22 protein-coding genes and 2 riboswitches are annotated in these 24,923 nt (G+C 46.2%); all 22 genes read right to left on the reverse strand.

What is annotated here, in order from left to right:
• Positions 1-60: 60 nt before the first annotated feature.
• The 22 genes from purF to OVA33_RS01130 all read right to left on the reverse strand — a co-directional run bounded on the left by purF (position 61) and on the right by OVA33_RS01130 (position 24,916).
• On the reverse strand, positions 61-1,491 hold the full coding sequence (gene purF / locus OVA33_RS01025; RefSeq protein ID WP_007609856.1) for an amidophosphoribosyltransferase: 1,431 nt from the start codon (positions 1,489-1,491) through the stop codon (positions 61-63).
• Complete coding sequence (purL, locus tag OVA33_RS01030) at positions 1,467-3,695, reverse strand: phosphoribosylformylglycinamidine synthase subunit PurL (RefSeq protein ID WP_128974192.1); 2,229 nt, start codon at positions 3,693-3,695, stop codon at positions 1,467-1,469. The genes purF and purL overlap by 25 nt, the downstream gene beginning before the upstream one ends.
• Positions 3,679-4,362, reverse strand: coding sequence for a phosphoribosylformylglycinamidine synthase subunit PurQ (gene purQ, locus OVA33_RS01035; protein ID WP_017419025.1), 684 nt, complete (start codon positions 4,360-4,362; stop codon positions 3,679-3,681). Before purQ ends, purL begins: the two co-directional genes overlap by 17 nt.
• Complete coding sequence (purS, locus tag OVA33_RS01040) at positions 4,359-4,613, reverse strand: phosphoribosylformylglycinamidine synthase subunit PurS (protein WP_017419024.1); 255 nt, start codon at positions 4,611-4,613, stop codon at positions 4,359-4,361. The genes purQ and purS overlap by 4 nt, the downstream gene beginning before the upstream one ends.
• A complete protein-coding gene (gene purC, locus OVA33_RS01045) occupies positions 4,613-5,332 on the reverse strand; it encodes a phosphoribosylaminoimidazolesuccinocarboxamide synthase (protein ID WP_007609852.1) in 720 nt (239 codons plus the stop codon). Before purC ends, purS begins: the two co-directional genes overlap by 1 nt.
• A gap of 75 nt (positions 5,333-5,407) precedes the next feature.
• On the reverse strand, positions 5,408-6,700 hold the full coding sequence (gene purB, locus OVA33_RS01050; protein WP_014417100.1) for an adenylosuccinate lyase: 1,293 nt from the start codon (positions 6,698-6,700) through the stop codon (positions 5,408-5,410).
• On the reverse strand, positions 6,700-7,881 hold the full coding sequence (purK, locus tag OVA33_RS01055; protein WP_050586600.1) for a 5-(carboxyamino)imidazole ribonucleotide synthase: 1,182 nt from the start codon (positions 7,879-7,881) through the stop codon (positions 6,700-6,702). The genes purB and purK overlap by 1 nt, the downstream gene beginning before the upstream one ends.
• A complete protein-coding gene (purE, locus tag OVA33_RS01060; protein WP_003155768.1) occupies positions 7,835-8,323 on the reverse strand; it encodes a 5-(carboxyamino)imidazole ribonucleotide mutase in 489 nt (162 codons plus the stop codon). Before purE ends, purK begins: the two co-directional genes overlap by 47 nt.
• A 132-nt stretch (positions 8,324-8,455) precedes the next feature.
• Positions 8,456-8,557, reverse strand: a riboswitch (purine riboswitch).
• Positions 8,558-8,635: 78 nt separating this feature from the next.
• The gene (locus OVA33_RS01065; RefSeq protein WP_007609843.1) at positions 8,636-8,833 is read right to left on the reverse strand and encodes an NETI motif-containing protein; all 198 of its coding nucleotides are present in this window, start codon (positions 8,831-8,833) and stop codon (positions 8,636-8,638) included.
• A complete protein-coding gene (locus OVA33_RS01070) occupies positions 8,830-9,384 on the reverse strand; it encodes a DUF2179 domain-containing protein (RefSeq protein ID WP_014469850.1) in 555 nt (184 codons plus the stop codon). Before OVA33_RS01070 ends, OVA33_RS01065 begins: the two co-directional genes overlap by 4 nt.
• A 122-nt stretch (positions 9,385-9,506) precedes the next feature.
• Positions 9,507-9,680: a Fur-regulated basic protein FbpA gene (locus tag OVA33_RS01075; protein WP_076983410.1), complete on the reverse strand. Its 174-nt coding sequence runs from the start codon at positions 9,678-9,680 to the stop codon at positions 9,507-9,509.
• 138 nt (positions 9,681-9,818) lie between these two features.
• Positions 9,819-10,601 (reverse strand): hypothetical protein, encoded by a 783-nt coding sequence (locus OVA33_RS01080; RefSeq protein WP_017419020.1) that lies wholly within the window; start codon positions 10,599-10,601, stop codon positions 9,819-9,821.
• A 197-nt stretch (positions 10,602-10,798) separates the two neighbouring features.
• Positions 10,799-12,121 (reverse strand): NCS2 family permease, encoded by a 1,323-nt coding sequence (locus tag OVA33_RS01085; protein WP_007408891.1) that lies wholly within the window; start codon positions 12,119-12,121, stop codon positions 10,799-10,801.
• Positions 12,122-12,252: 131 nt separating this feature from the next.
• A riboswitch (purine riboswitch) is annotated at positions 12,253-12,354 on the reverse strand.
• A gap of 123 nt (positions 12,355-12,477) precedes the next feature.
• A complete protein-coding gene (locus OVA33_RS01090; RefSeq protein ID WP_128974191.1) occupies positions 12,478-13,920 on the reverse strand; it encodes a DUF4179 domain-containing protein in 1,443 nt (480 codons plus the stop codon).
• Complete coding sequence (locus OVA33_RS01095; protein WP_025649887.1) at positions 13,902-14,435, reverse strand: sigma-70 family RNA polymerase sigma factor; 534 nt, start codon at positions 14,433-14,435, stop codon at positions 13,902-13,904. Before OVA33_RS01095 ends, OVA33_RS01090 begins: the two co-directional genes overlap by 19 nt.
• Positions 14,436-14,752: 317 nt before the next feature.
• Positions 14,753-15,985 (reverse strand): MDR family MFS transporter, encoded by a 1,233-nt coding sequence (locus OVA33_RS01100; RefSeq protein WP_061861925.1) that lies wholly within the window; start codon positions 15,983-15,985, stop codon positions 14,753-14,755.
• 64 nt (positions 15,986-16,049) lie between these two features.
• Positions 16,050-17,249, reverse strand: coding sequence for a pyridoxal phosphate-dependent aminotransferase (locus OVA33_RS01105; protein ID WP_128974190.1), 1,200 nt, complete (start codon positions 17,247-17,249; stop codon positions 16,050-16,052).
• Positions 17,250-17,306: 57 nt separating this feature from the next.
• Complete coding sequence (locus tag OVA33_RS01110; RefSeq protein WP_014417091.1) at positions 17,307-18,197, reverse strand: isocitrate lyase/phosphoenolpyruvate mutase family protein; 891 nt, start codon at positions 18,195-18,197, stop codon at positions 17,307-17,309.
• 8 nt (positions 18,198-18,205) lie between these two features.
• Positions 18,206-19,417, reverse strand: a complete 1,212-nt coding sequence (locus tag OVA33_RS01115) for an ATP-grasp domain-containing protein (RefSeq protein ID WP_025649886.1) — start codon at positions 19,415-19,417, stop codon at positions 18,206-18,208.
• Positions 19,380-20,642: an ATP-grasp domain-containing protein gene (locus OVA33_RS01120; RefSeq protein WP_025649885.1), complete on the reverse strand. Its 1,263-nt coding sequence runs from the start codon at positions 20,640-20,642 to the stop codon at positions 19,380-19,382. Before OVA33_RS01120 ends, OVA33_RS01115 begins: the two co-directional genes overlap by 38 nt.
• A 362-nt stretch (positions 20,643-21,004) precedes the next feature.
• On the reverse strand, positions 21,005-22,546 hold the full coding sequence (gene guaA, locus OVA33_RS01125; RefSeq protein WP_065180619.1) for a glutamine-hydrolyzing GMP synthase: 1,542 nt from the start codon (positions 22,544-22,546) through the stop codon (positions 21,005-21,007).
• Between the two features lie 162 nt (positions 22,547-22,708).
• The gene (locus tag OVA33_RS01130; protein ID WP_128974189.1) at positions 22,709-24,916 is read right to left on the reverse strand and encodes a DUF4129 domain-containing transglutaminase family protein; all 2,208 of its coding nucleotides are present in this window, start codon (positions 24,914-24,916) and stop codon (positions 22,709-22,711) included.
• Positions 24,917-24,923 lie beyond the last annotated feature (7 nt).

Below are 24,923 nucleotides of genomic sequence, written 5' to 3' on the forward strand. Positions count from 1 at the left end.
TAAAAGGCAGAAAGAGAAAGGCAGCCTGAATTCCCGCTGCCTTTATGTCATTTTCACATTTTATTTTGTCAGCACCGCTTCTTTTACGTGAGGAAGCACTGTATCCTGATAAATTTCCGTCGGATATTTGCCCGTAAAACAAGCGAGGCATTGTCCGCAGTTGGTGTCTTCAAATTTTCGGCCGACTCCTTTTAACAATCCGTCTACACTTAAGAAAGAAAGCGTGTCGGCACCGATGATCTGGCGGATTTCTTCCACGGAATGAGAAGAAGCGATCAGCTCCTCATGGGTTGATGTGTCGATGCCGTAGAAGCACGGATGAGCGATCGGCGGTGAACTGATCTTGACGTGCACCTCTGTCGCTCCCGCTTCTCTGAGCATTGTGACAATCCGGCGGCTTGTCGTCCCGCGCACGATGGAATCATCAACCATGACGACCCGTTTTCCTTCAACAACCCCGCGCACCGCAGACAGCTTCATTCTCACGCCTTGCTCACGCAGAGCCTGGGACGGCTGAATAAATGTTCTGCCGACATAACGGTTTTTAATGAGACCGAGTTCGTACGGAATGCCCGTTGCCTCGGCATAGCCGATGGCTGCAGAAATACTGGAATCAGGCACGCCTGTGACGACATCCGCTTCAACCGCGGACTCCTGGGCAAGCATTTTTCCGAGGTTTTTTCGGGCGCTGTGCACGTTAATGCCGTCGATATTGCTGTCAGGTCTTGAGAAATAAATGTACTCCATGCTGCAGATGGAACGGTTGATATTCATGGAGAAACGCTCTGATTTCATGCCTTCATCATTGATGATCAGCATTTCGCCCGGCTCTACCTCGCGAAGGTATGTCGCGCCGACCACATCGAATGCGCACGTTTCTGATGCCACGACGTAAGCATCGCCCATCATGCCGATTGACAGCGGTCTGAGTCCGTTCGGGTCAAGCGCTACGATCATTTCTGTTTCAGTCATGATTAAAAAGGCATAAGCGCCTTTCAGCATAGACAGCGAATTTTTGATCTGATCCTTCAGCGAAAAGTGTCCGCTGCGTTTAATCAGATGAGCCAGCACTTCCGTATCGGAGGAAGTCTGAAAGATGCTCCCTTGGTTTTCAAGCTGCTGCTTCAACTGTGTGGCGTTGACCAAGTTGCCGTTATGAGCAAGCGCGAGGCTGCCGTTGTTTTGCGAACGGAACAGGAGCGGCTGGACATTTTCATATCCGCCTCCGCCTGCCGTCGCATAACGGACGTGCCCGATCGCGCCCTTTCCCTTCACTTTGCTCAGTTCGCCGTTTTGAAAAACCTCGGTAATAAGCCCCTGTCCTTTATGCGCCGTCAGTTTTTCACCGTCAGTTGCGACAATTCCCGCGCCTTCCTGTCCTCTGTGCTGGAGGCTGTGCAGGCCGTAATATGTGATCTGCGGGGCTTCTTCATGTCCCCAGATGCCAAACACACCGCATTCTTCATTCAGGCCTTTGATTTCAGCAAGCATGGAATAGCTCCTTTCCACGCGCGCTCAAGTTCTTTCGTTTGCGCGTGAACCAATTGTTGTCCGTCCTGGTTTTGAATCGCCAGAAGTCCGTCAGCCGTTACCTCACCGATATGAACCGCATCAGCCGCAGCCGCTTCAAACGCCGCTTGGTGTTCTTTTTTCACCGAAACGACGAAGCGTGATTGAGATTCAGAGAATAATAATGCCGCTTCCCCTTCTACAGTCACGTTGGCGCCAAGGTTTTCCGTCGTCATGACGCTTTCTGCAACCGCTACGCCTAAGCCGCCTTCAGACACATCATGCGCTGATTGAACGAAGCCTTTTTTAATCGCGTCAAGCAATGCTTTTTGGCGTGACAGCTCTATATCAAGATCGATTTGCGGCGCTTTGCCGTAAATGCGGCCTTCTGTCATTTTTTGCAGTTCGCTTCCGGCAAACTCAGGTTTTGTTTCGCCGATCACGTATACAAGATCCCCCGCTTGTTTGAAATGCTGTGTCGTAATATGAGCTGTATCTTCAATTAAGCCGACCATGCCGATAACAGGCGTCGGGTAGATCGCCGTTCCGTTCGATTCATTATAAAGTGATACGTTACCGCCGATGACGGGAGTGCTGAGAACATTGCACGCCTCGCTGATGCCGTCGGCCGCTTTTTCGATCTGCCAGAAAATTTCAGGTTTTTCCGGGTTCCCGAAATTCAGATTATCCGTGACCGCAAGCGGTTCGGCGCCAGAGCATACGATGTTGCGCGCCGCTTCGGCAACGGCGATTTTCCCGCCTTCTTCTGGATCAAGATATAAATAACGCGCGTTGCAATCCGTCGTCATCGCCAGCGCTTTTTTCGTGCCGCGGATTCTGAGCACACCGGCGTCAGAGCCCGGAGCGACCACCGTATTTGTGCGCACCATGTAGTCATATTGATCGTACACCCACTCTTTGCTGGCGATTGTCGGCTGCTGCAGCAGGGCAAAAAGCGTCTCTGTCGCATCTTTTACTTCAGGCGCGGGAACTTCCGTTTCCTGAAACTCGCGGTAGTACGCGGGTTCTGCTGACGGCTTGTGGTATACAGGCGCTTCTTCCGCCAGCGCGTCGACCGGAAGCTCGCAAACAACCTCTCCGTTATGGCGGAGGCGGAGCATTTTATCATCCGTAACATGACCTACGGAAACCGCTTCAAGATCATATTTATCAAAAATATCGACAATTTCCTGTTCACGTCCGCGTTCAATGACGAGAAGCATGCGTTCCTGAGACTCGGAAAGCATCATTTCGTAAGCGGTCATACCTGTTTCCCGCTGCGGAATGAGATCAAGGTTCATTTCAATGCCGGAGCCGGCTTTGCTTGCCATTTCAGCACTCGAACTTGTCAGACCGGCCGCCCCCATATCCTGAATGCCGACTAAGGCGTCGCATTGGATGACTTCAAGGCATGCTTCCAGGAGAAGTTTTTCCATGAAAGGATCGCCGACCTGCACCGCGGAACGTTTTTCTTCAGATGAATCTGACATTTCTTCCGATGCGAAAGTAGCGCCGTGTATGCCGTCGCGGCCCGTTTTAGCGCCTACGTACATGACCGTGTTGCCGACACCTTTCGCCTGGCCTTTTTTAATATCTTTATGATCAATTAAGCCGACGCACATTGCATTGACAAGCGGATTGCCCTCATAGCTTGCGTCAAACTGCACTTCTCCGCCGACCGTCGGAATGCCGATACAGTTTCCGTATCCCGCGATTCCCGCCACTACTTCTTCAAACAAGTACTTCACACGAGGTGAAGTGAGCTCACCAAATCGAAGAGAGTTTAATACAGCTATCGGACGGGCGCCCATTGAGAAAACGTCACGGATGATGCCGCCCACTCCCGTCGCAGCACCTTGGTATGGCTCAATCGCTGACGGGTGATTATGAGATTCAATTTTGAACACGACCGCCTGATTGTCACCGATGTCAACGATTCCCGCGCCTTCTCCGGGACCCTGCAGCACGCGTTCGCCGTTAGTCGGGAATTTGCGTAAAACCGGTTTTGAGTTTTTATAGCTGCAGTGCTCTGACCACATGACGGAAAAAATCCCGATTTCCGTGTAGTTCGGCAATCTTCCGATAATAGATTCAATGAGTGCGAACTCGTCATCACTGACACCCATTTGCTGATAGAGTTTCTCTTCTTTTATTTGTTCTTTACTTGGTTCAAGCAGTAGCGACATGAGTTTCCCTCCAATTTTTCACGATAGACCGGAACAATGTAAGACCGTCTGCGCTGCCGAGCAGTTCATCGACTGCGCGCTCAGGGTGAGGCATCATGCCTAATACGTTGCCTTTCTCATTCACGACGCCGGCAATGCCGCTGACGCTTCCGTTAATATCGCCGCCGTATGTGAAGGCGATTTGATTGTTTTCTTTTAATCTTTCAAGCGTTTCGTCATCACAGTAGAAATTGCCTTCGCCGTGGGCAACCGGAATCGTAATCGATTGTCCTTTTTCATAGGAAGATGTGAATAACGTGCCGCTGTTCTGCACGATTAATTCAACCGGGCGGCAGATGAACTTTAAATCTTTATTGCGTCTCATCGCGCCGGGCAGAAGTCCGAGCTCCTGCAGAATCTGGAATCCGTTGCAGACGCCGAGAACCGGTTTTCCTTCGGCAGCCGCTTTTTTCACAGCCGGCATGATGTTTGCGAATCTGGCGATGGCGCCGCATCTCAAGTAGTCGCCGTATGAAAACCCGCCGGGGATGAGCACGCCGTCAAATCCGTCAAGGTTTGTTTCCTCGTGCCAGACATACTCGACTTCTTCGCCGAGTTCGTCCTTTACGGCGTGGAACATATCAATATCACAGTTGGAGCCGGGTAGCACAATCACCGCAAATTTCACTGTGCGACAACCTCCTCAACTTCATATCGGTAGTCTTCAATGACTGTATTGGCAAGGAGCTTTTCACACATTTCTTTCACGAGCGCGTCAAGATCGCGGTCAGATTTTTCAATCGTCAGCTCCATGTATTTTCCGATGCGCACATCCTGCACTTCATTGTAGCTCATGCTGTGCAATGCATGCTGCACCGCGCTTCCTTGAGGATCGAGCACACTTTCTTTTAAGCTGACATAAACTTTCACTTTATACATTATGAAATGCCTCCCAGTCTTTTGAAAATCTCTTCATATGCGTCGGTTAAGCTTCCCAGGTTCCGTCTGAACAAATCTTTATCGAGCTTTTCGTTTGTGTCTTTGTCCCACAGACGGCACGTGTCAGGAGAAATTTCATCCGCTAAAAGCACCCGTCCCTCTGCGTCTAAGCCGAATTCCAGCTTAAAATCTATTAATCTGACGCCGCAGTCTTCAAAAATATGCTGCAGCTCTTGATTGACCTGTTTTGTAATCGATTTGATCGTTTTGACCTGCTCAGGAGCAGCTGCTTTTAAGAGCCAGATATGATCTTCTGTGATGAGCGGATCACCCAGTGCGTCATCCTTGTAGTAAAATTCGATAATCGGCTGCGGAAGCTCTGTTCCTTCCGGGATGCCGAGACGTTTCGACATGCTTCCGGCGGCAATGTTTCTGACCACGACTTCAAGCGGAATGATGCTCACTTTTTTGATAAGCTGCTCTGATTCTGAAACACGCTCCACAAAGTGGTTGTCAATTCCTTTGGCGTGCAGATGTTTGAAAATCAGGCTTGAAATTTCATTGTTCAGACGGCCCTTTCCGCTGATCTCCGCTTTTTTCTCACCGTTAAAGGCTGTTGCGGAATCCTTGTAGACCACGCGGAGAATCTGTTCGTCTTCAGTTTGATAAATCCGTTTCGCTTTTCCTTCATAAAGAAGATTATTGTTCACAATATTCACGGAAGGCCTCCTAACCCGAATGTTGGGAATATTCAATCTATGGCGGCTGAAGAAGCCGCCTCCGGCTGGCTTCTTCTATAAACCTAAACGATCAAAGATCAAGTCGACGTTTTTCAGATGATAATTGTAGTCAAAGCAATCGGCAATCTGTTCCGGTGTGAGACGGGACGTGATTTTTTCCTCCGCTTCGACAAGCTGGCGGAACGGCACTTGTTTTTCCCACGCTTCCATCGCTTTCGGCTGAACCGTGTCATATGCTTCTTCACGAGGCAGACCCGTGTCGATTAAAGCGAGCAGCACGCGCTGAGAGTAGATTAAACCGAGTGTGCGGTCCATGTTGCGTTTCATATTTTCCGGGAATACCGTTAAGTTTTTGACGATATTGCTGAATCGGTTCAGCATGTAATTCAGCGCGATTGTCGCGTCAGGAAGAATGATGCGTTCAGCTGATGAATGAGAAATATCACGCTCATGCCATAACGGAACATTTTCGTATGCCGTCAGCATGTACCCGCGGATCACCCGCGCCATGCCCGTCATATTTTCCGACCCGATCGGATTCCGTTTATGAGGCATAGCCGATGAGCCTTTTTGTCCTTTTGCAAAAAACTCTTCCACTTCACGTGTTTCACTCTTTTGCAGACCGCGGATTTCCACTGCGAATTTTTCAATGCTCGTCGCGATCAAAGCCAGTGCCGCCATGTAATCCGCATGTCGGTCGCGCTGTAATGTCTGAGTGGAAATCGGCGCCGCTTTCAGGCCGAGTTTTTCACAGACATACTGCTCTACGAACGGATCAATATTTGCATATGTGCCGACCGCGCCGGAAAGCTTCCCGACTTCGATCCCTTCTTTTGCCTGCTTGAAACGTTCAAGGTTGCGTTTCATTTCTTCATGCCAAAGCGCGAGTTTCAGGCCGAATGTCGTCGGTTCCGCGTGTACGCCGTGCGTGCGGCCCATCATGACCGTGTATTTATGTTCTTTCGCTTTTTCTTTTATAATGTCAACAAATCTCTCAATGTCCTTGAGCAAGATCTCATTCGCCTGTTTTAATAGATAGGAAAGAGCGGTATCCACGACATCTGTTGACGTCAGGCCGTAGTGAACCCATTTTCTTTCTTCGCCTAATGATTCTGAAACCGCGCGGGTGAATGCAACGACGTCATGGCGCGTATCCTGCTCGATTTCCAAAATGCGGTTGATGTCGAAAGACGCGTTTTCGCGCATGACCTTGACGTCTTCTTTCGGAATGACGCCAAGCTCAGCCCAGGCTTCACAGGCTAAAATCTCGACTTCCAGCCATGCCTGGTATCTGTTTTCGTCCGTCCAGATCGCGGACATTTCAGGTCTTGAATAACGTTCGATCATTATGCTCGTCCTCCGTCTCTATTCATCCATATGTTCGTGATGTCCTGAATCCATGTTTCATCAGGCTTCCGCAAAAATGTCATATGCCCCATTTTGCGGCCTTTTTTAATCTCGTGTTTTCCGTACAGGTACAGTTTGGCTTCCTTTAAAAGCTCCGTATGCTCCTCCGCAAGCTTCACTTCATCACCGAGCAGATTCACCATCATTCCCGGTTTGAGAAGATCGGTTCTGCCGAGAGGAAGTCCGCAGACCGCTCTGATGTGCTGTTCGAATTGGCTCGTTTCACAAAGGTCGAGCGTATAATGCCCTGAATTGTGAGGACGCGGCGCCAGTTCATTAATCAAAAGGTCTCCGTCTTCCGTGACGAACATTTCCACCGCAAGCGGCCCGACAAGTTCCAATTTCTCCGCGAGCTGAACGGCAAGCGCCTCTGCCCGCTTCTGAACCGTTTCCTCCGCTCTCGCGGGCACGATGCTTTGGAACAGAATATTATTTTTGTGGATATTTTCAGCAGCCGGAAAGGTTGAAATCTCACCGTGCACCGATCTCGTCACGATAACGGAAAGCTCCATCCGGAACGATACCCAGCTTTCAAGTATGCACGTGCCGTTTTCTAACAGCGCAGCCGCTTCATCTGTCTGTCCTTCTTCCTTAATGACAAATTGGCCTTTGCCGTCATATCCGCCGCGGCATGTTTTCAGCACCGCCGGGAGCCCCAGTGCCTGAACGGCTTCCTCAAGCTCCCGTCCGCTGTTTACGATCCGATAAGGAGCGACTTGACAGCCTGCTGACTGGATCGCCTTTTTTTCCGTTTCCCTGTTTTGGGTGATGAGCAGCAGCTCGCTTCCCTGGGGAAGATATGCATGTTCTTTGAGCCAGTTGAGCGCCTCGTAATCGATATTTTCAAATTCGTACGTAATGATGTCACTGACTCCGGCCAATTTTTGAATCGCTTCACGGTCATTGTACTGGGCGGTAATCTCAATATCGGCGATCTGTCCGCATGGCGAGTCTTTCACGGGATCGACGACAGCGACTTTATAGCCCATCTGTTTTGCGGCGACAGCCATCATTTTTCCGAGCTGTCCGCCTCCGATAATGCCGATGACGGCGCCGGGATAAATCGTTTTTTTATCAGACAAGCTGATCACTGCTTTCCAGCACCGTTTGTTTTGTCGCATTTCTTCTCGCCTCTAGTTTATCCGCAATATCACCGTCAAATGCCGACAAAATTTGCGCGGCTAACAGACCCGCGTTCACTGCGCCCGCTTTTCCGATCGCCGTCGTCGCGACCGGCACGCCGCCGGGCATCTGTACGATAGACAGAAGAGAATCAAGCCCGTTAAGCGATTTTGTCTGAACCGGTACGCCGATCACCGGCAGCGTCGTTTTGGCCGCCGTCATTCCCGGCAGATGCGCCGCTCCTCCGGCTCCGGCAATAATGACTTTTAAGCCCCTGTCTCTGGCGCTTTCTGCATATTCAAACATCAAATCAGGCGTCCGGTGCGCGGATACCACCTGTTTTTCATAAGGAATGTGAAGTTCGTCAAGTATGTCGCATGCATGTTTCATTGTCTCCCAATCGGAGGTGCTTCCCATGATGATTCCTGCTAGCGGCTGCATTCTGTTCCCACCTTCTCATGCTTTGTTTTTCAGAAAAAAAAGCCCGGCTTATATTGCAACTATGAGGAAGCAATACAAACCGGGCATGGCGCGCGTATCGTCAGTCGTTCGCTTCTGCGATATCCATGTCAGCTGTTTATCACTTTCCTGCATAGTCCGGCCGTTTACGGCAGCCGGGTAGAAACTTATGGGCCATATTCCCAAGATTATATGAGGTCGTGTTTTGATTTCATGTTTATCTTAACAACGGACTTGGATAATGTCAACGACATTATCGAACGATATAAAAATTCTTTCTTTTAATGTTCGTGTTTAGATCAATTTCCCTTCAAATACGATTTTTTTCCCGCAAGGAACGACTTGAATTGATCCATTTTCTTTCTTTTCTGTAAAGATCGGCTCTTCCATCCGCCGGACGGGCATATAACCCTCTTCCTTCATTAAAGTGAGAATGGTGTCAATCGTTTCATCTTCCGTTACTTCAAACCGTTTCTTTTTTGGCTTTGTCATTCCTTAATTCTCCTCTTCTTCACTGCTTTCACCCAGAATCCGCCGTGGATCGTTTTCGGCTCAAAGGCGATAATAAACGCTTTTTCATCAAGCGTTTTAATCGTATCATAAAGCTGAAGCTCATATTTGCGCGGCGTCAGAATCTGCATGGCGGTCCGGTCTCCTTCAAGTCCGCCCGCAACCCAGCTTGTAACCCCGTATCCTTTTTCCCGGAGCTGTTTCGGCAGGTCCAGATCGAGCTCCTTCGTAATGACGTTGACTGTAATATAGCCGAGCGCCAGTTTCTCTTCAATTTTCATTCCCACTATGACGCCGAGGCCGTAGCCGAGCGCATAGGCAATGACGTTTTGAATTTGATTCAGATTGCCGAGCACGAGACTCAGGCCGGTCACATACACAAGGATTTCAATCGTACTGATGCCTGCGGCGAAATAGCGCTGTCCCTTTAATGTCAGAATCATCCTGATCGTAAAGAAAGAGACATATATAATGTTAATGATGAGAATAATGAGAACCATACCTATACTGTTGGATAAAATCGTCTGCATCACTGATTCCCCTCCTCTGATACTTTGAAAAGCATCAATCCTTCAATTAAGGATAGTTTACCCTCTTTTCATCATTTTCAAAAGAAAAAAAAGCCCGCCCCGCAAGGCAGACTGTTAAGCTCTTATCAGTGAAGCCCGGCTTTTTTCAATCGTTTGACGGCTTCATATTCCTTCTCAAGTTCACTCAGCGTGTACCCGGACAGTTCCTGAACATGGTCTTGATAAAACCCTGAGCGGATCAGCTTTGTCCTCAGGTGCTGCTTTTTCCGATTAATGGCTTCTCGCAACAACGGGGCCATCTTCATCATCCCTTTCCGAATCATAAAGAGTAGTGCCGCTTACGAATTGCTGTTGCTCTCATCATATCTCGGCCGGGTCCTCAAAACAATACGCTTTATTAGAAAAATTTGTAAACATTGTGAAAGACAAATTTCGACTTATAAAGGGATCAGCGAAGCAGTAAAGTACTCGGAAATGAGCGGCCATGTCACAGCCGTAAAAACGAGCATGATGATGACCGCCGCGGAAATACAGTACATCACGTCAGCCGCAGGCTTTTCAGCCGATTTGTATAGAATCTGCACAAACTGCACCATCGCCGAGGCGGCCAGAAACAAGGTCAGCGCCGTAAACACCACGGTGACGACCGGCAGATTCAATATCGCGAAAATCATCCACACGATAGAGCAGGCGACAGCCGGAACCAAAAGCGATCCGACCCCCGCGGCCGCATCCCGCATCGTAATTTTCTGTTTCATCATATAACGTGATACAAGCCAGACCGCGCCCGCCGCAGCGGCAAAAAAGACGAGCGTATACACGAGAACGACAGTAAAGCCGTCAAAAAACGTATGATGCCGCTCCCCGTATCCGAGAGGCCTTTGCTGGCTTGCCCTCAGCTGAAACCAATTTCCGATTGAGAAAAAGATACTGAATACAAGCATTGAAATAAGAGCATATTTAAAGCGGGAAAAGCCGTCTTCCCCAACGACCTTCACCGGTGATGTCAAAATGCGCAGCGCGAAACGGCAATAACGTTTGACCGCGGCCCATGCAGAAGCGAGTTTTTCCGTAAAAGCCGGAGCCGGGCGCCGTTCCTTTTCTTTTTTCTTTTGCTTTTGATAACGTCCCGCATTTCTGGACATTCTCGACAGCGGTTCTTCATCAGTCCCCTGATGCTGTTTTTCTTCTTCCAACGTTTCTTTTCTTTCTTCCGTCATGTCAGCAACTCCTATCAAAAAAATACGGCGGAATTTGTTAAACAAGAAAATAAAACACTTATATAAGGTACCGAAGCGTCCTTCAACAGTCAAGCGGTTTTCTTCACCCGGACACCCACATGACGTTTTATAGTATGTATTGGTTTTACGGAATAGGACAAAAACAAAAAACCGGCTTTCCTCAGCCGGTTTTTCCGTTATTTCAAGAAGATGAAATACAGGATAAAGATGACGAACAGCCCGTACATAATCGGGTGAACGCTTTTTCCTTTTCCTTTGCAGATCATTGTAATCGGGTAGAATATAAAACCGATCGCAATCCCCGTCGCAATGCTGTACGTCAGCGGCATCATAATCATCGTTAAGAATGCCGGCACAGCCACCTCGAATTTATCCCAGGCGATCTTACCGAGCGGCGCCACCATCAGCGCGCCGACAATAATTAAAGCCGGAGCCGTCACATTCGTGGTGACAACTGACAGAAGCGGCGAGAAAAACATCGCCAGCAAAAAGAGAATGCCCGTCACAACAGCCGCGAAGCCGGAGCGCGCCCCCGCCGCAACGCCTGAGCTGGATTCAACATAAGAAGTCGTTGTAGACGTACCGAGTACGGCTCCGATAACGATTGATGTTGAATCTGCCAGAAGCGCTCTTCCCGCACGCGGAAGTTTGTTTTCCTTCATCAGCCCGGCCTGTGTCGCTACAGCCACCAGCGTTCCGGCCGTATCGAAAAACCCGACGAACAAGAAAGTTAAAATGACAATCAGCATTTGTACGGAGAAGATATCCGGAAGATGCATCCACGCCTGTCCGAAAGTCGGCGCAAGACTCGGCACGCTGCCGACAATGTGCGTCGGAACCGGAATCAGCCCGCAGACCATGCCGGCAACCGCCGTCAGAAGCATTCCGATAAATACGCCGCCGTTTACGCGAAGCACCATCAGAATGACAGTCACAATAACACCGAAAACCGTCAGAAGCACAGGGCCGCTGTGAATATTGCCGATAGACACCAGAGTCGATGAGTTCGCTTCAATAATGCCCGAACCCTGCAAACCGACAAATGTGATAAACAAACCGATACCCGCGCCGACCGCCAATTTCAGCTCAGGCGGAATCGCATTAATGATTTTTTCCCGCAGTCCCGTCAGCGAAAGCGCCACGAAGATAATTCCGGAAATCAAGACGCCGGAAAGCGCAGCCTGCCATGAAATCCCCATGCCGAGGACGACAGAGAAAGCAAAAAACGCATTTAATCCCATACCCGGCGCAATCGCGATCGGATACTTTGCAATGAGCCCCATTAAAATACAGCCGGCCGCAGACGCCAAGGCTGTAGCGGTGAACACCGCGCCCTGATCAATTTTTAATGCTTCCGGAAATCCCTTCACACCGTTTAAAGACAATGTCAGCGGATTGACGAACAGAATGTACGCCATTGACAAAAAGGTCGTTAAACCGCCGATGATTTCATTACGATAGCTTGTCCCCAGCTCATCAAACTGAAAAAATTGCTTCAAGCCAATTGCCTCCTTCATTCTCTCCCATTTATTCTGCCCGTTATCCGCCAAATAAAAAACGCCCCAAATACATTTGGGACGCTTGACTACATACGTTCAGTCTGAATAAATAAGAATGGATTATTTATATCAAACGATTGAGATTGATCCGTAGTCAAGCCATTTACGGTAGCTTGGTAGAAACTTGCGGGCCATATCCCCGCCATTATACGATATCTGCATATTTGATTTCTGAGTCTATTGTATCAATTCAATTTTGAAAACTCAATAAAAAAAACGAACAATCCCGGTAAAAAAATTTGGTTTATTCGTTAATTGACCAAAAATGGAAGACGGCAAAAGCCGCCTTCCCGACATCATTTTCCGTCCGCAGGCCGAACCGGCACCGCGAATGTGATCCCCTTGTCATCCGCCAGCAAGTTCATAACCGTTTGATTGACGTACAAAGCGTATGAATCGAATGAGAAATCGCGCAACGAATAGTCTTTATCGGTTGAATCATCTAATTCAAAAACGGATTCCATTTCACCCGTTTTAAGGTTCGTGACTTTCGCCTTATTCTCTTTCAGATAATAGCCTTTTTCATACTCATTAAGCGATGGCCAGGTTTTCATTTTTTTCGTATTGCCGAGACCGATTGACTCACCGACATTGATCAGCTGATCTTCATCCGCCTTGCTGTAATTGATTCCGGTGAATTGATAATCGACGATTACCGTTCTGCCTTGCTGTTTGATCTTTTTGATGGTAATGCCGACATGATGATGTTTCGTTTTATAACTGACGGGCAGTTTTGTTTTCAGAGGCACGATTTCTCCCGGCTCTGATTCTGTTTTTATATCGCCCGTTATGAAAAGTGTTTTCGCTTTCGGGTCTATCGGTTTGCTGAATTGAGTTTGGCCGCGTATTCTTTTCCCGCCGCCGGGAAGATTCTTTCTGCCGCCAAGTTCAATATTCGACGCCGTCATTTCATAATGGTTTCCGGCATCATCCGTTGCCTCGTAAATCGAGATGGCATCATTTTTGGCTGCATCATAGAAGTCGATAGAATACAGGAGAGCCGATCCCGTCGTTCCGTTTTCCGCCCGGATATCGAAAAAGCGGTATAATCCGTGATTTACATTCACAGCTTTCGTTCCTTCAAGAGAAACGGACTTTTGTTTTTTAATAGGGAGTGTAAAGCGCCAGTTTCCGGGGATATCCTTGATTTGTGTAATGACAAGCGGAAGCTTATCACCGTCTTTCAGCTTTGAGCCGTCCGTGAACAGGCGAAGCTGCCCCGCGTACCGCCCGTCTTTCATTTTTTTCATATCACTGCTGTCATAATCCTCTGCTAACATATTCCGTGGATCTTTATAATCAACTTGAAAAGAGATGCTCTCCTCATCTGATTTCAAATTATCAACGATAAAATTGTAAACGAGCTGTCCGCTGTCGTAATACACACTTTTCACTGTCACCGTGATTCCGCGTGATTCCGCTTTCTCGTTCAGTTTTGTCACCAAATTGCTTTTAAACAGCGCAGAACCTGCCTTATCCTGAAACAGACTGTAAATTTGTCCGGCAACAGGAATGTTTCCCATAGCCGTATTAACGGAGGGCATGAACAAGCCTGAGGACAGATACAGAATAAACAAAGCAGCAGCAACCGCAAGGCCGTTTATCACTTTTCGTCCCCATCTCCGTCTGACGGCGCCTTCTTTTCCGGCACGGACAGCGGCGCTATGTATCACGTTTTTCAATTCAGCTTTCGGCACGTCAATGTTCTGATACAATTGCTTCATTTGATGCTTTTCCATATGTGTTTATCCTCCTTTTCCAGCTCCTGCTTCAATGCTTTTCTCGCCCTGTGGAGATGCGTTTTTACAGTGCCTTCGGCCATTCCGGTCTGTTCAGCGATCATAGCAATCGAGAAATCTTGAAAATAATAAAGCTGAATGGTCAGCTGTATATGTTCGTCAAGCGTTTCAAGGGCATTCCGAAGATCTATGTATTCTTCAATGTTCTTATTCTCCGCGCGCGTATCATGCTGCGGCTCAAACGGAATGACGTCTCCGTGCTTTTTCCTCATCGCAAAAATCGTATGAAGCAGAATCCGGATCAGCCACGTTTTAAAATATTTCGGCTCCTTCAGCTGCGCGATATGAAGAAAAGCCTTGTAAGCCGTTTCCTGAACAGCGTCCAGTGTATCTTCCTTGTGATGCAAATAGAGATAAGCTGTTTTATATAAAGTCTCCTGATGGGTTGTGATCAGTTTTTCAAAGGCTGAGGCATCACCTTTTTTCGCCTTTTTGATCAATCGTTCTTCCTTCACCTTATCCACCTCCTATGCTGTTAGATATGAATCAGGGCAAAACGGTTTCAAAAAGATGAAAAAAAACGCCTCAAAGTCTAATTTCGGATAACAACGATCCGTTTTCAAACTTGAAGGTGTTTTTTATTTGTCTCATCTTATGGGGTCAGTCCCTTAGATTAATACCTTCTTTGTTCGCCGTTCAGTCTGTATTCCTCTCCCCAAAAATATAAACACTCTTGTTTCCCATTCTGATGGGGCGCTGCTGAAAAGAAAAAAGCCTTTAAACCTTTGAGGTTCAAATACTTTGCCATTAATTCTTCATTGTGTTAAAACATTTAACTCCTATGAGATTCTGTTACATCAACTTTTGAATGTCCGCTCTTATCAAGATGTTTTTTTGCCAAAAATAAAACCGGAATTCCCGAGGCTGTCGTTATAAAAATGATCAAAAACATATAGAAGGACCCGTTTACACCAAAAAAGGAAAGAAGAATCCCTCCCAGCCAAGGACCGATTACATTTCCTAAACGGTTAAAGCCTGCTGCTCCAAAGTATGTCCCTTTGAAGCCTGGTTTTGCAATTTCATCCACCAGCATATCAACCATCGAAAAAATCAAAACTTCCCCTATTGTGAAAAACACGACGATAGAGCCCCATATGAATGGGTTGGACGATAGCGAAAAAAATAATAAACTGAAACTAATTAAAGCATTTCCCAGAATGATTGAATGAATCGGCGGGAACTTTTTCATGATATTCACAATAGGGTATTGAACAATTAAGACGACAATTGCATTCAAAGCTAAAAGCCATGAAAATATGGTCACCCCGTCCTCTATTTTGGCGGCAAAATATTGGGGCAATGTTGTAGAAAAGTGCGCATATCCGGATATTGATAATATCACTCCAAGTAATGTGATAAGAAAAACCTTGTCTTTCCTTGTCACATTAAAAGCCGTAGCAATAGTCGTTTTATTTTCTTTTCGATTGTTCTCGTCTAATTTAAATTTTCGGAATGAAAATACGAGAGATAGACCATAAAGAAAATATGTAAAACCTGCGAACAGAAATGGGAGAGCCGTCTTGGCAGCTCCCAATCTAAGGCCTAAAAGAGGACCGAAAACTACGCCGATATTAATCGCAGTATATCGCAAATTAAACATCTTCAAACGATTTTCTTCTTTGCTTATATCGGATAATAATGCTCTTGACGCCGGTTCAAAGATAGATTGACACAGCCCGTTAAGCGCATTGATGACAAAAAATGCGAGTACACTATCTGCAAACATAAAACTTACAAAAACAAGCGCCCAACAAAATACAGACGTTATCATCACAATTTTCCTGCCAAAAAGATCAGACAAATACCCTCCGTAAAAGCTCATTACAATCCCAGCCAGCGAACTTACTGAAACAATGATGCCGGTTAAAGCAGGAGAAACACCTTTTACTTGTGTTAGATAAATAGAAAGGAAGGGAATGCTCATCGAGACTGACATTCTGCTAAACAAGGTGCCTAAAATGATATTCCAGCCCACAGGGTGAATTCTTAATCGTATGCCTTTCAAAAAACCATCTGCCTAAACATTAGATGCAGATATAAAGAGGCTCGTTTAAGCTTTCAGCGCTCTGTTATACCTTAACTGCCAGCTGAGTTGTAAAATTATTAATTCTTTTCAAAGCCTCTGTGATAAGATCCTTTGGGATGGCAAAATTCAAACGAATGTTTTTCGGCTCTCCGAATGCTGTGCCGGGAACAGCTGACACGTGCTGTTTTTCCAACAGAAGATGACAAAATGTCTCCGCATCAATTATTTGTTGATCTTCAAACATTGTTCCGAAAAATTGTGAAACGTTCGGAAACGCATAAAAGGCTCCATTTGGTTTGGTGCATTGAATGCCCTCAATTTGATTTAAACCATCGACTAATATATCGCGTCTTTTTTTGTATTCTTCGACCATCGACTTGTCAAAACCGTTTAAAGCAGAAATACCGGCATATTGAGAAATAGTTGACGGGCTGCCTGTAGCATGGCTTTGAAAGCTGGCAATGGCTTCGGCTATATCCGATGGGGCTGCGATATAGCCGAGCCTCCATCCAGTCATTGCAAAGACTTTGGAAAATCCATTCGTTATGATGGTCCGATTCAGCAATTCGGGAAAAATGAGCGGCAGACTGATATGCTTGCCCTCATACACAAACTGATCATAAATCTCATCGGAAATGATAAAAATTCCAGAATAATCTTTCAACACATTTCCTAAAGCTTTCAGTTCATTTTCTGAATAAACGGACCCTGTCGGATTATTGGGAGATGTGATAACAACAGCTTTTGTCTTAGGGGTAATTACTTCTGCAAGCTTCTCGGGTGTGATTTTAAAATTTGTAGTTTCATCACAGCTTACAATAACAGGAACCGCCCCCGACAGTTTGATTTGTTCCGGATAAGATACCCAGTAAGGTGAAGGGAGGATAACTTCGTCGTCTTGATCACAAATTGCTTGAAAAACATTATATAGCGGCTGTTTTCCCCCGGCAGATGCAATTATTTGGTTTGGTTTATATTCTAAACCTCGTTCGTTAAGCAGATATCGCACAATGGATTCTCTTAATTCAATCAGCCCTGCTGCCGGCGTATACCCGGTTTTCCCCTTCACTATTGCCTGAATTCCTGCATATGAGGCTGTTAATGGCGGATGAAGATCCGGTTCTCCGACACTCATATTTATAATGTCTTTTCCTTCTTTTACCATTATCTTCGTTTTGGCATTTAATGACATAGTGGCCGAAGGTTTTATATTCATGACTCTATCGGATAATCTTTTATTCAATTCAAACGCCTCCAATGTCTTTATGGGCCATTCTTAAAATAGCACGATACAAAAACCTCAGTTAGCCGGCTGTCTATGGATCAAACGCTCCAGTTGCTTCATCCCCGGAACGTCTTGAATGTCAAATATCTCATTAACGCTCACGATGTCATTTTCAATCTGCAAAGACGATTTATTATTTATAATGCTTTCGAATGTATCATTTATAGCCTTAACAGAAGCGCGCAACGCCTGATTCGCATAGATGGAAACCTTCACTCCCAATTTCTCAAGCTGTTCCATTGAGAGCGTCGGATATTTAGTCGGAACCACAACCAACGGCGCATCCACGTCCCAATTGTTAACAAACTCAATAATTTCATCAGGCGATTGTTCTTTTGAATGAATTAAAATTGCATCTGCTCCAGCATGAACATAAGCTTTTGCTCTTGTATAGGCTTCTTCTTGACCCAATTTAGCAATTAAAGCTTCGACACGGGCAATCAATACAAAATCGTCATTTTGCTGAGCCATCTTTGCGGCTCTAATTTTTGCGCAAAATTCTTCAGTACTGACAAGGATCTGTTGTCTGTCGTCAAATGAGTTTAATTTTGGATATACTTTATCTTCAATACAAACTCCGGCAATACCAGCAGCTTCGTATTTTTTGATCATGCGGGTGACATTGTGAATGTTCCCGTAGCCGGAATCACAGTCAGCGATGACCGGCAAATTGCATGATTCATTCATAATGACGGCGGCTTCAAGAAATTCAGTCATCGTTAATATACTGGCATCAGGTACAGTTTGCACAGCCGAGATTCCCAAACCGCTTGCCCATACGGCATTAAATCCGTTTTTCTCTGCTAATTTGGCGCTTAAACCGTCATGAGCTCCCGCAACTTTCACCAAACCTTTACTGTTTAAAGCATCTCTAAAAATTGATGATTTTCTGTTTTTCACCATCATTCTCCCCTTCACCTAATGATTATTTTTATTTTGTCAATCGCATCATGTAATGCGTGATTGACTTCTCGCTCATTTTTCCCCTTTACAATCATCCATCCTGCTCTATCGTAGCTGTTTTTGATCGGTCTGATTCTATCACCGACACTGCAATTTACATGAAAATCTACTACATTCCCCATCATTTTGAGATCGCTGATCCCTTTGATTGCGCGTACAACCCCTTGGTTCGTTTCTAAAAAACGAACGGCGCATACTTCGCTTTGAGCATGTTTCCTTTCCGGTTGATATGGGATGCCCGCCAGTTCCGCAAAAATAGGTGTATGCATATCACATTTCATGGCGATTTCTGTAATGGTCACTATGTTGTCTCCGCCATAGCGGGTGTGTACCTCGCCAACCACAAATCCTTTATTTGTGTGATACCCTTCAATATGCAAGGGGCCAAATACGATCCCCATGGCATGAACAACTTCCTTGACCAGATTCTTATACAAATCCTGATGTTTTTCTTTATGTTTATACGGCGATATATGCCCAGATTCTACAAAAGTCCCGGGGTATAGCAACTTTTCGGTCACACCAAATATGTCGGCCTTGCCTTGGCAGACAACGGCTTCTATTGAAATTTCCTGCCCTTCTATAAATTCTTCGGCTAATACTGACTTCTCCTCGTCATGTTTTGAACACTCTTTAAAACACGCCTCAATGTCCTCTTTTTTCTCAACTTTTATGACGCCTATACTGCCTTGCTGAGATCTCGGCTTTAAAATGATAGGATGTTGAGATGTATTCCAAAAATCGTATACGTCTTCCACGCTCCTGCACAATCCAAAATCGGGAGAGTTTAGTCCTGCCTTTTTTAAAAGCCGGCGCGTTGTATATTTATCAAGGCATGCTTGCACCACAGACGGAGGATTTCCTTTTAAATGAAATGCCTGCTGAAGTTTGGATACATTGAATAAGCCGGCTTCTTTGAAAGTAAATATAGCATCTAAAGGCTCTTTGTCATGGATTTCTTTAGCAACTGAGAATAGATTCTCATGATTGGTATAATCTAATGCGATTTTTTGGTCAGCTTCCTTTATTAAATGCTCATATTTTTTTAATGAAGCTTCTGTATCTCCTAATAAGACGTCAAAACCAAGTTGTTTTGCCCTCGCAACGGCCTTCTCAATATGCGTTTCAGGAATCCCGATCAGGAACAGTCTTTTCCTCTCCATTGATGAAACACCTCACTTCAGATAAAGCATTTTGAGCATATTCGATCGCTTTTTCTGTATCTTCGGCTTCTGTGATGACATAAGCAATCCGGGAATCATGAAACTTTTCAGGCGGCAGGCCAACATGATCGCCCGGCTGCTTTTCTAAAACAAATTCAACGACCCCGGGCATTTCTTTGATCGATTCGACACCTTCCCACTTTTCTATCACACCAGCACGGTCTGCAATTAAAAACCTGACGCAGGCAGCTCTTCTTTTCGAAGCTTCAAAGCTTATTGTTTCTCCTAAAACAGCCAATAGGTTTGCGCGCGTTATATTTATACCTTTGGCTAGAGGAACCAAATGGGTAGTAATAAAATCGCCGCCCAGACGACCGTTGATCTCGATAATCTTGCACCCTTTCTCTGTGATCATGACCTCGGCATGAAAACCACAATTGTTCAGCTCCAAAGCTTTTATCCCTTCACTGGTGATGTGGAATAATTCACGTTCCACAGCCTCCGGCAGCCTGGCGGGAAATGCATGCTGGTATTCTTCGAAATACTGATCCGTCCATTTTTCAGTAACACCTGCAAAGTGAATGACTCCGTCGGAAATCACTCCCTCAATGCTGACTTCTTGTCCGTTCATAAACTCTTCAACAATATACTCGTTTTGATAAAAAGAAAACATTTTATCGTTTTCCGGCACCGCAGCGTTTAACAGCTGCTGATATGCGCGATTTAAATCTTCAGGCTTTGATATTCGGAATACGCCTTTACTGGCAGAAGCACCCACAGGTTTAACGATCAATGGGTATTCCATCTCAATGCTTGCATGATATAATTCGGTCCAATTTGTAAATTTGCAATATTTTGGATGAGGAACTTGTGCGCGGTTCAAAAATTGACGCATCTTCCATTTGTTTCGAGCCCGTTCTGCCGCTTCCACCGGACTGCCCTTTAAGTTAAGTTCTCGGGCAGTTACCGCCACCGGAACCACATCTCTATCCCAGAATGTAATGACTCCATCAAAAGGATTTTCTTTGGCAGTTTCCTTCAGAACAGCTATAGTCTCATCAATCTGATAAGTATTTGCGGAAATGTAATGGTCAACGAACGGCCGCGACCATTCAGGCAGTTCAGGGCCGACAACAGAAACCGTCAAGCCCAAATTTTTAGCAGTCTCCAAAGTAGAAATTTTTTTAATATAAGTAGCATTAAAAAATAAAATATGTTTTTCCATCCTTCCGAGCCTCTTTCAACATTTTTTTCTACAAATTAGAAACCTTCTGCGTTTCTAAAGAACTGAATGCAGAAGATAAAAAACCCCTTGGAAAACTCAAACCATCATATGTTTTATTTGTATATATTCATAATAACATACATTATTTGTTATTAAATGAATATTTTATGAATTCAGTTTTATTAGAAAAAATGAAATTATAGGGAGAATATTAGGAATACAACTGATTAAAAAACTCGAATATATAAAAAACTGCTGTACATCTTCTCCGGTGTTAATGATAAAAGGCCCATTATTCCTAGAACCATGTAAATTAAAAAAGCCTCAAATCTTTATAAATAAAAGATTTGAGGCTTTTCTCATTATTCCCACTCAATCGTTGCAGGCGGCTTGCTCGTAATGTCATACACGACGCGGTTGATGTGTTTCACTTCATTGACGATCCGTGTCGAAATCACTTCAAGCACATCCCAAGGGATACGCGCCCAGTCAGATGTCATGCCGTCAATTGATGTTACGGCACGGATACCGATTGTGTAATCATACGTTCTCGCATCTCCCATGACGCCGACGCTGCGGATGTCAGGAAGAACCGTGAAGTACTGCCAGATGTCGCGCTCAAGGCCGTGGTTCGCCACTTCTTCACGCAGAATCGCGTCTGATTCACGAACGATCTCAAGTTTTTCTTCCGTTACTTCGCCGAGTACGCGGATGCCAAGTCCAGGGCCCGGGAACGGCTGACGCCATACGATATCATCCGGGATGCCGAGCTCTGTGCCGAGCGCGCGCACTTCATCTTTGAAAAGAGTGTTCAGCGGTTCGATCAGTTCAAACTGCATATCTTCAGGAAGTCCGCCGACATTGTGGTGCGATTTGATCGTTTGCGCAGTTGCCGTTCCGCTTTCAATAATGTCTGTGTAAAGCGTTCCTTGCGCAAGGTAGTCGATTCCTTTCAGCTTGTCCGCTTCATCATCAAACACGTAAATGAATTCGTTGCCGATGATTTTGCGTTTTTGCTCAGGATCAGAAACACCTTTCAGCTTGTTTAAGAATCTGTCTTTCGCATCAACTTTAATGACATTCATATTAAAGCCTTCGCTGAACGTTTTCATGACGCCTTCCGCTTCGCCTTTGCGGAGAAGGCCGTGATCTACGAAAATACAAGTCAGCTGGTCGCCGATCGCTTTATGAATCAAAACGGCTACGACAGAAGAATCGACTCCGCCGCTCAAAGCGCAAAGCACTTGTTTGTCTCCGACGGTTTCGCGGATTTTTTGCATTTCGATTTCGATAAAGTTTTCCATTGACCATTCGCCTTTACATTCACAAGGCCCGAAGACAAAGTTTTTCAGAAGGTCATTTCCGTATTCTGAATGACGGACTTCCGGATGGAACTGAACACCGTACCATTTTTTGTCTTTTTTGCTCATCGCCGAGTTCGGGCAGTGATGGCTTGTCGCGTCTACCGTAAACCCTTCCGGCACTTGTACGACTAAGTCGCCGTGGCTCATCCAGACAACTTGTTCTTCCGGAAGATCTTTGAACAAGTCAGGAGTTCCTTGAATCTGAATGCTCGCTTTTCCGTATTCGCGCTGGCTTGCCGCCTCGACTTTCCCTCCGAGGTAATGAGTCATCAGCTGCATGCCGTAGCAGATGCCCAATACAGGAATATCAAGTTCAAAGATTTTTTCATCACAGCGGAAAGACCCTTCATCATATACACTGTTTGGTCCGCCTGAAAGGATAATTCCTTTTGGATTCATTTCTTTGATTTCCTCAGCTGTCAACGTATGGGGATGCAGCTCGCTATATACGCCAAATTCACGGATCCGGCGGGTAATCAGCTGGTTATACTGACTGCCGAAATCAAGAACAAGAATCATTTCATTCACTAACTTCGTCATGGTTGTCACCTAATCTCCTCTAAGTTTTTGACACAGAAAAAACGGAGGACACACGTTCAGCCCTCTGTCGGCAAGACTTGTCCGGAAGCCCGGCTTTTTAACGCTCCCGGGCTCCCATTTAACATTCATTTATTCTAACAACAGGACGATATGCGGTCAAGACTATCTTCTTTTAATTATATTTTCCCACAACTGTCCCGATTCATTCCAAAGCTCCGCTGCATTATCCCTGCGGTATAAGGCCCGCTCATAGAGCAGCGTCAGCTCGGACATGTCGTTTGTATGGTACGCCTCGTCAATCCTCGCGGCAAAATCGCGCAGTGTTTCTCCGTCTCCCCTGCTGAATCCTTTTCGTTTCAGCTGGCGGAGCAGCGCGGCATATGCGTCGAAAAAGACGTCTTCATCCGTTCGCCGCTTCAATCTGGCTGCTGTAACGTGCGGAATCCAGCGCGCCCGGAGCAGCCAGGCGAGTGCCGCCGCGGCTGAAATCACGATGACGATGGCTGCATACGGCCACAGGTGTGCCGCGGTTTTGTTGCGGATCACAGGCTGCGGTGCCGCACTGTGATCCCGCTTTTTCGGTGTTTCTTCTTTTTCTGGCTTTGTTTCCTGACGCTGCTTGTCAGACGGTGAATCCGAATTCCCCGCTGAGCCTCCGCTGTCTTTTGCCGCGGTATGATTTTGCTCTGACGTAAACTCCGTCGGATTGGTGAAGCCTTTTGTCGGCTCAAACGTCACCCAGCCCTGATCGGGAAAATACACTTCTACCCACGAATGGGCGTTATTGTTTGTGACTTCATAAATGTGGCCGTTATGGTCGCCTGCCCCTTTATATTCGCCGGATGTATAGCCCTTCACCCAACGGGCGGGAATTCCCGCAGAGCGGAGCAGCACAGCCATTGCCGATGAAAAGTTATCACAATATCCTCTTTTCGTTTCAAACAGAAATTGATCGACATAATCCTGATTGGGCTCCGGAACCGCGACATCCTGTGTATTATACGAAAATGCGGAAGATCCGAGATAATCCTCGATCGCCTTCGCTTTATCGAACATATTATGATGATCCCGCGTCAGTCTGTCCGCAAGCTGTCTCACTCTTTTCGGAAGGCTGTCGGGGACCTGTAAATACCGGTCATTGAATTGATTCTGCTCACGGTATCGTTTCACTTTCACTTTTCTGAGATCATTCAGCTTAAAGACGGGCGCCTGAAAAGTCACCGTGTACCGTCCCATATTGCGGATGTTGCCCACTTGTTCACTGACCGGCGTAATTTGCTCGGTGTTTCCGTTCATTTCAAGCTGAATCGAGTGCTTCGGTTTAATATTGGAGACGCCGATCGGATACATGACGTGATTATAGAGATAATTCTCATCAATGGACACCTGTGCCGTATACCGGCTCGTCTGCACACTCCGGTCAAACCATATATCTTCCACGTTGCCGCCGTTCAGTTTATAGGACATGCCCTGATCGGTCTCCACCCAGCCTTTCCCCGTGTATGTATCCTTCGTTTCCACCCGGAAGTACGCCCGTTCTTTTCCCTTCCATGTAAAAACCGGCGTATCATCCTGCTGAAAAGGGCCGCCCAATGTTTCATCATGATTGCCGTAGCCGATTTTGCTTTCGGCGGCGGGCACTTCCTTGTGGTTTGTTATTTTTTTAAGAAACGGCACGGGGTCCGGCCAGTTCGGGTCTGATTTCGGAGCCGCCAGCCCGAACACGACGGAAGCGCAGATAAACAGCATCAGCGGCAGAAACCATTTGAGTATCAATCTTTTTTTAAACGCTATGTGTTCCGTAAGCCGGATGCGCTCCATATACAAAAGCCCCATCATCAAAAAGCCGATAAAGACGATCCGGATGACGGCGTACGCGGCATCATAAGGAGTAAACGTATCAAGCACGGTGATATACGCCACCGTCATGATAAAAAAGAATAATATTTTCCGCTGATAGATCACCCAGTAATGCAGCAAATACACGAGCAGCCATAAAAGCACAAAAAACAGCAATGTGCGGAATGACGGATTCATGTCATTCCATCTTCCGGACCCGATGTGGCGGGCATTTTGCATCACGTCCCGCAAAAAAGAAACGAGCCATTCCGGCTGAAAAACCGAACCTTTATAAAACAGGATGTGAATACTGATCAACGTAAACAGAATGCAGGACGGCACGGTGACGTACCACCTCATCCGGAAGAATGACAGCAGAAATGCCAAACCGATAAAAACGATGAAAAAACCGGTATGTTTTGTATCTGTAAAATTGTGCAGCGGCCTGAGCCATTCCCATAACAATAAAAAAGCGAGAAAATAAAACAGCAGCAGACTCAGCCTGCTTCCCTGGTTCTCGTCATGCGGCATGGCGCGC

It is taken from the genome of Bacillus sp. KICET-1 (genome assembly GCF_027721405.1).
Lineage (GTDB): Bacteria > Bacillota > Bacilli > Bacillales > Bacillaceae > Bacillus > Bacillus velezensis.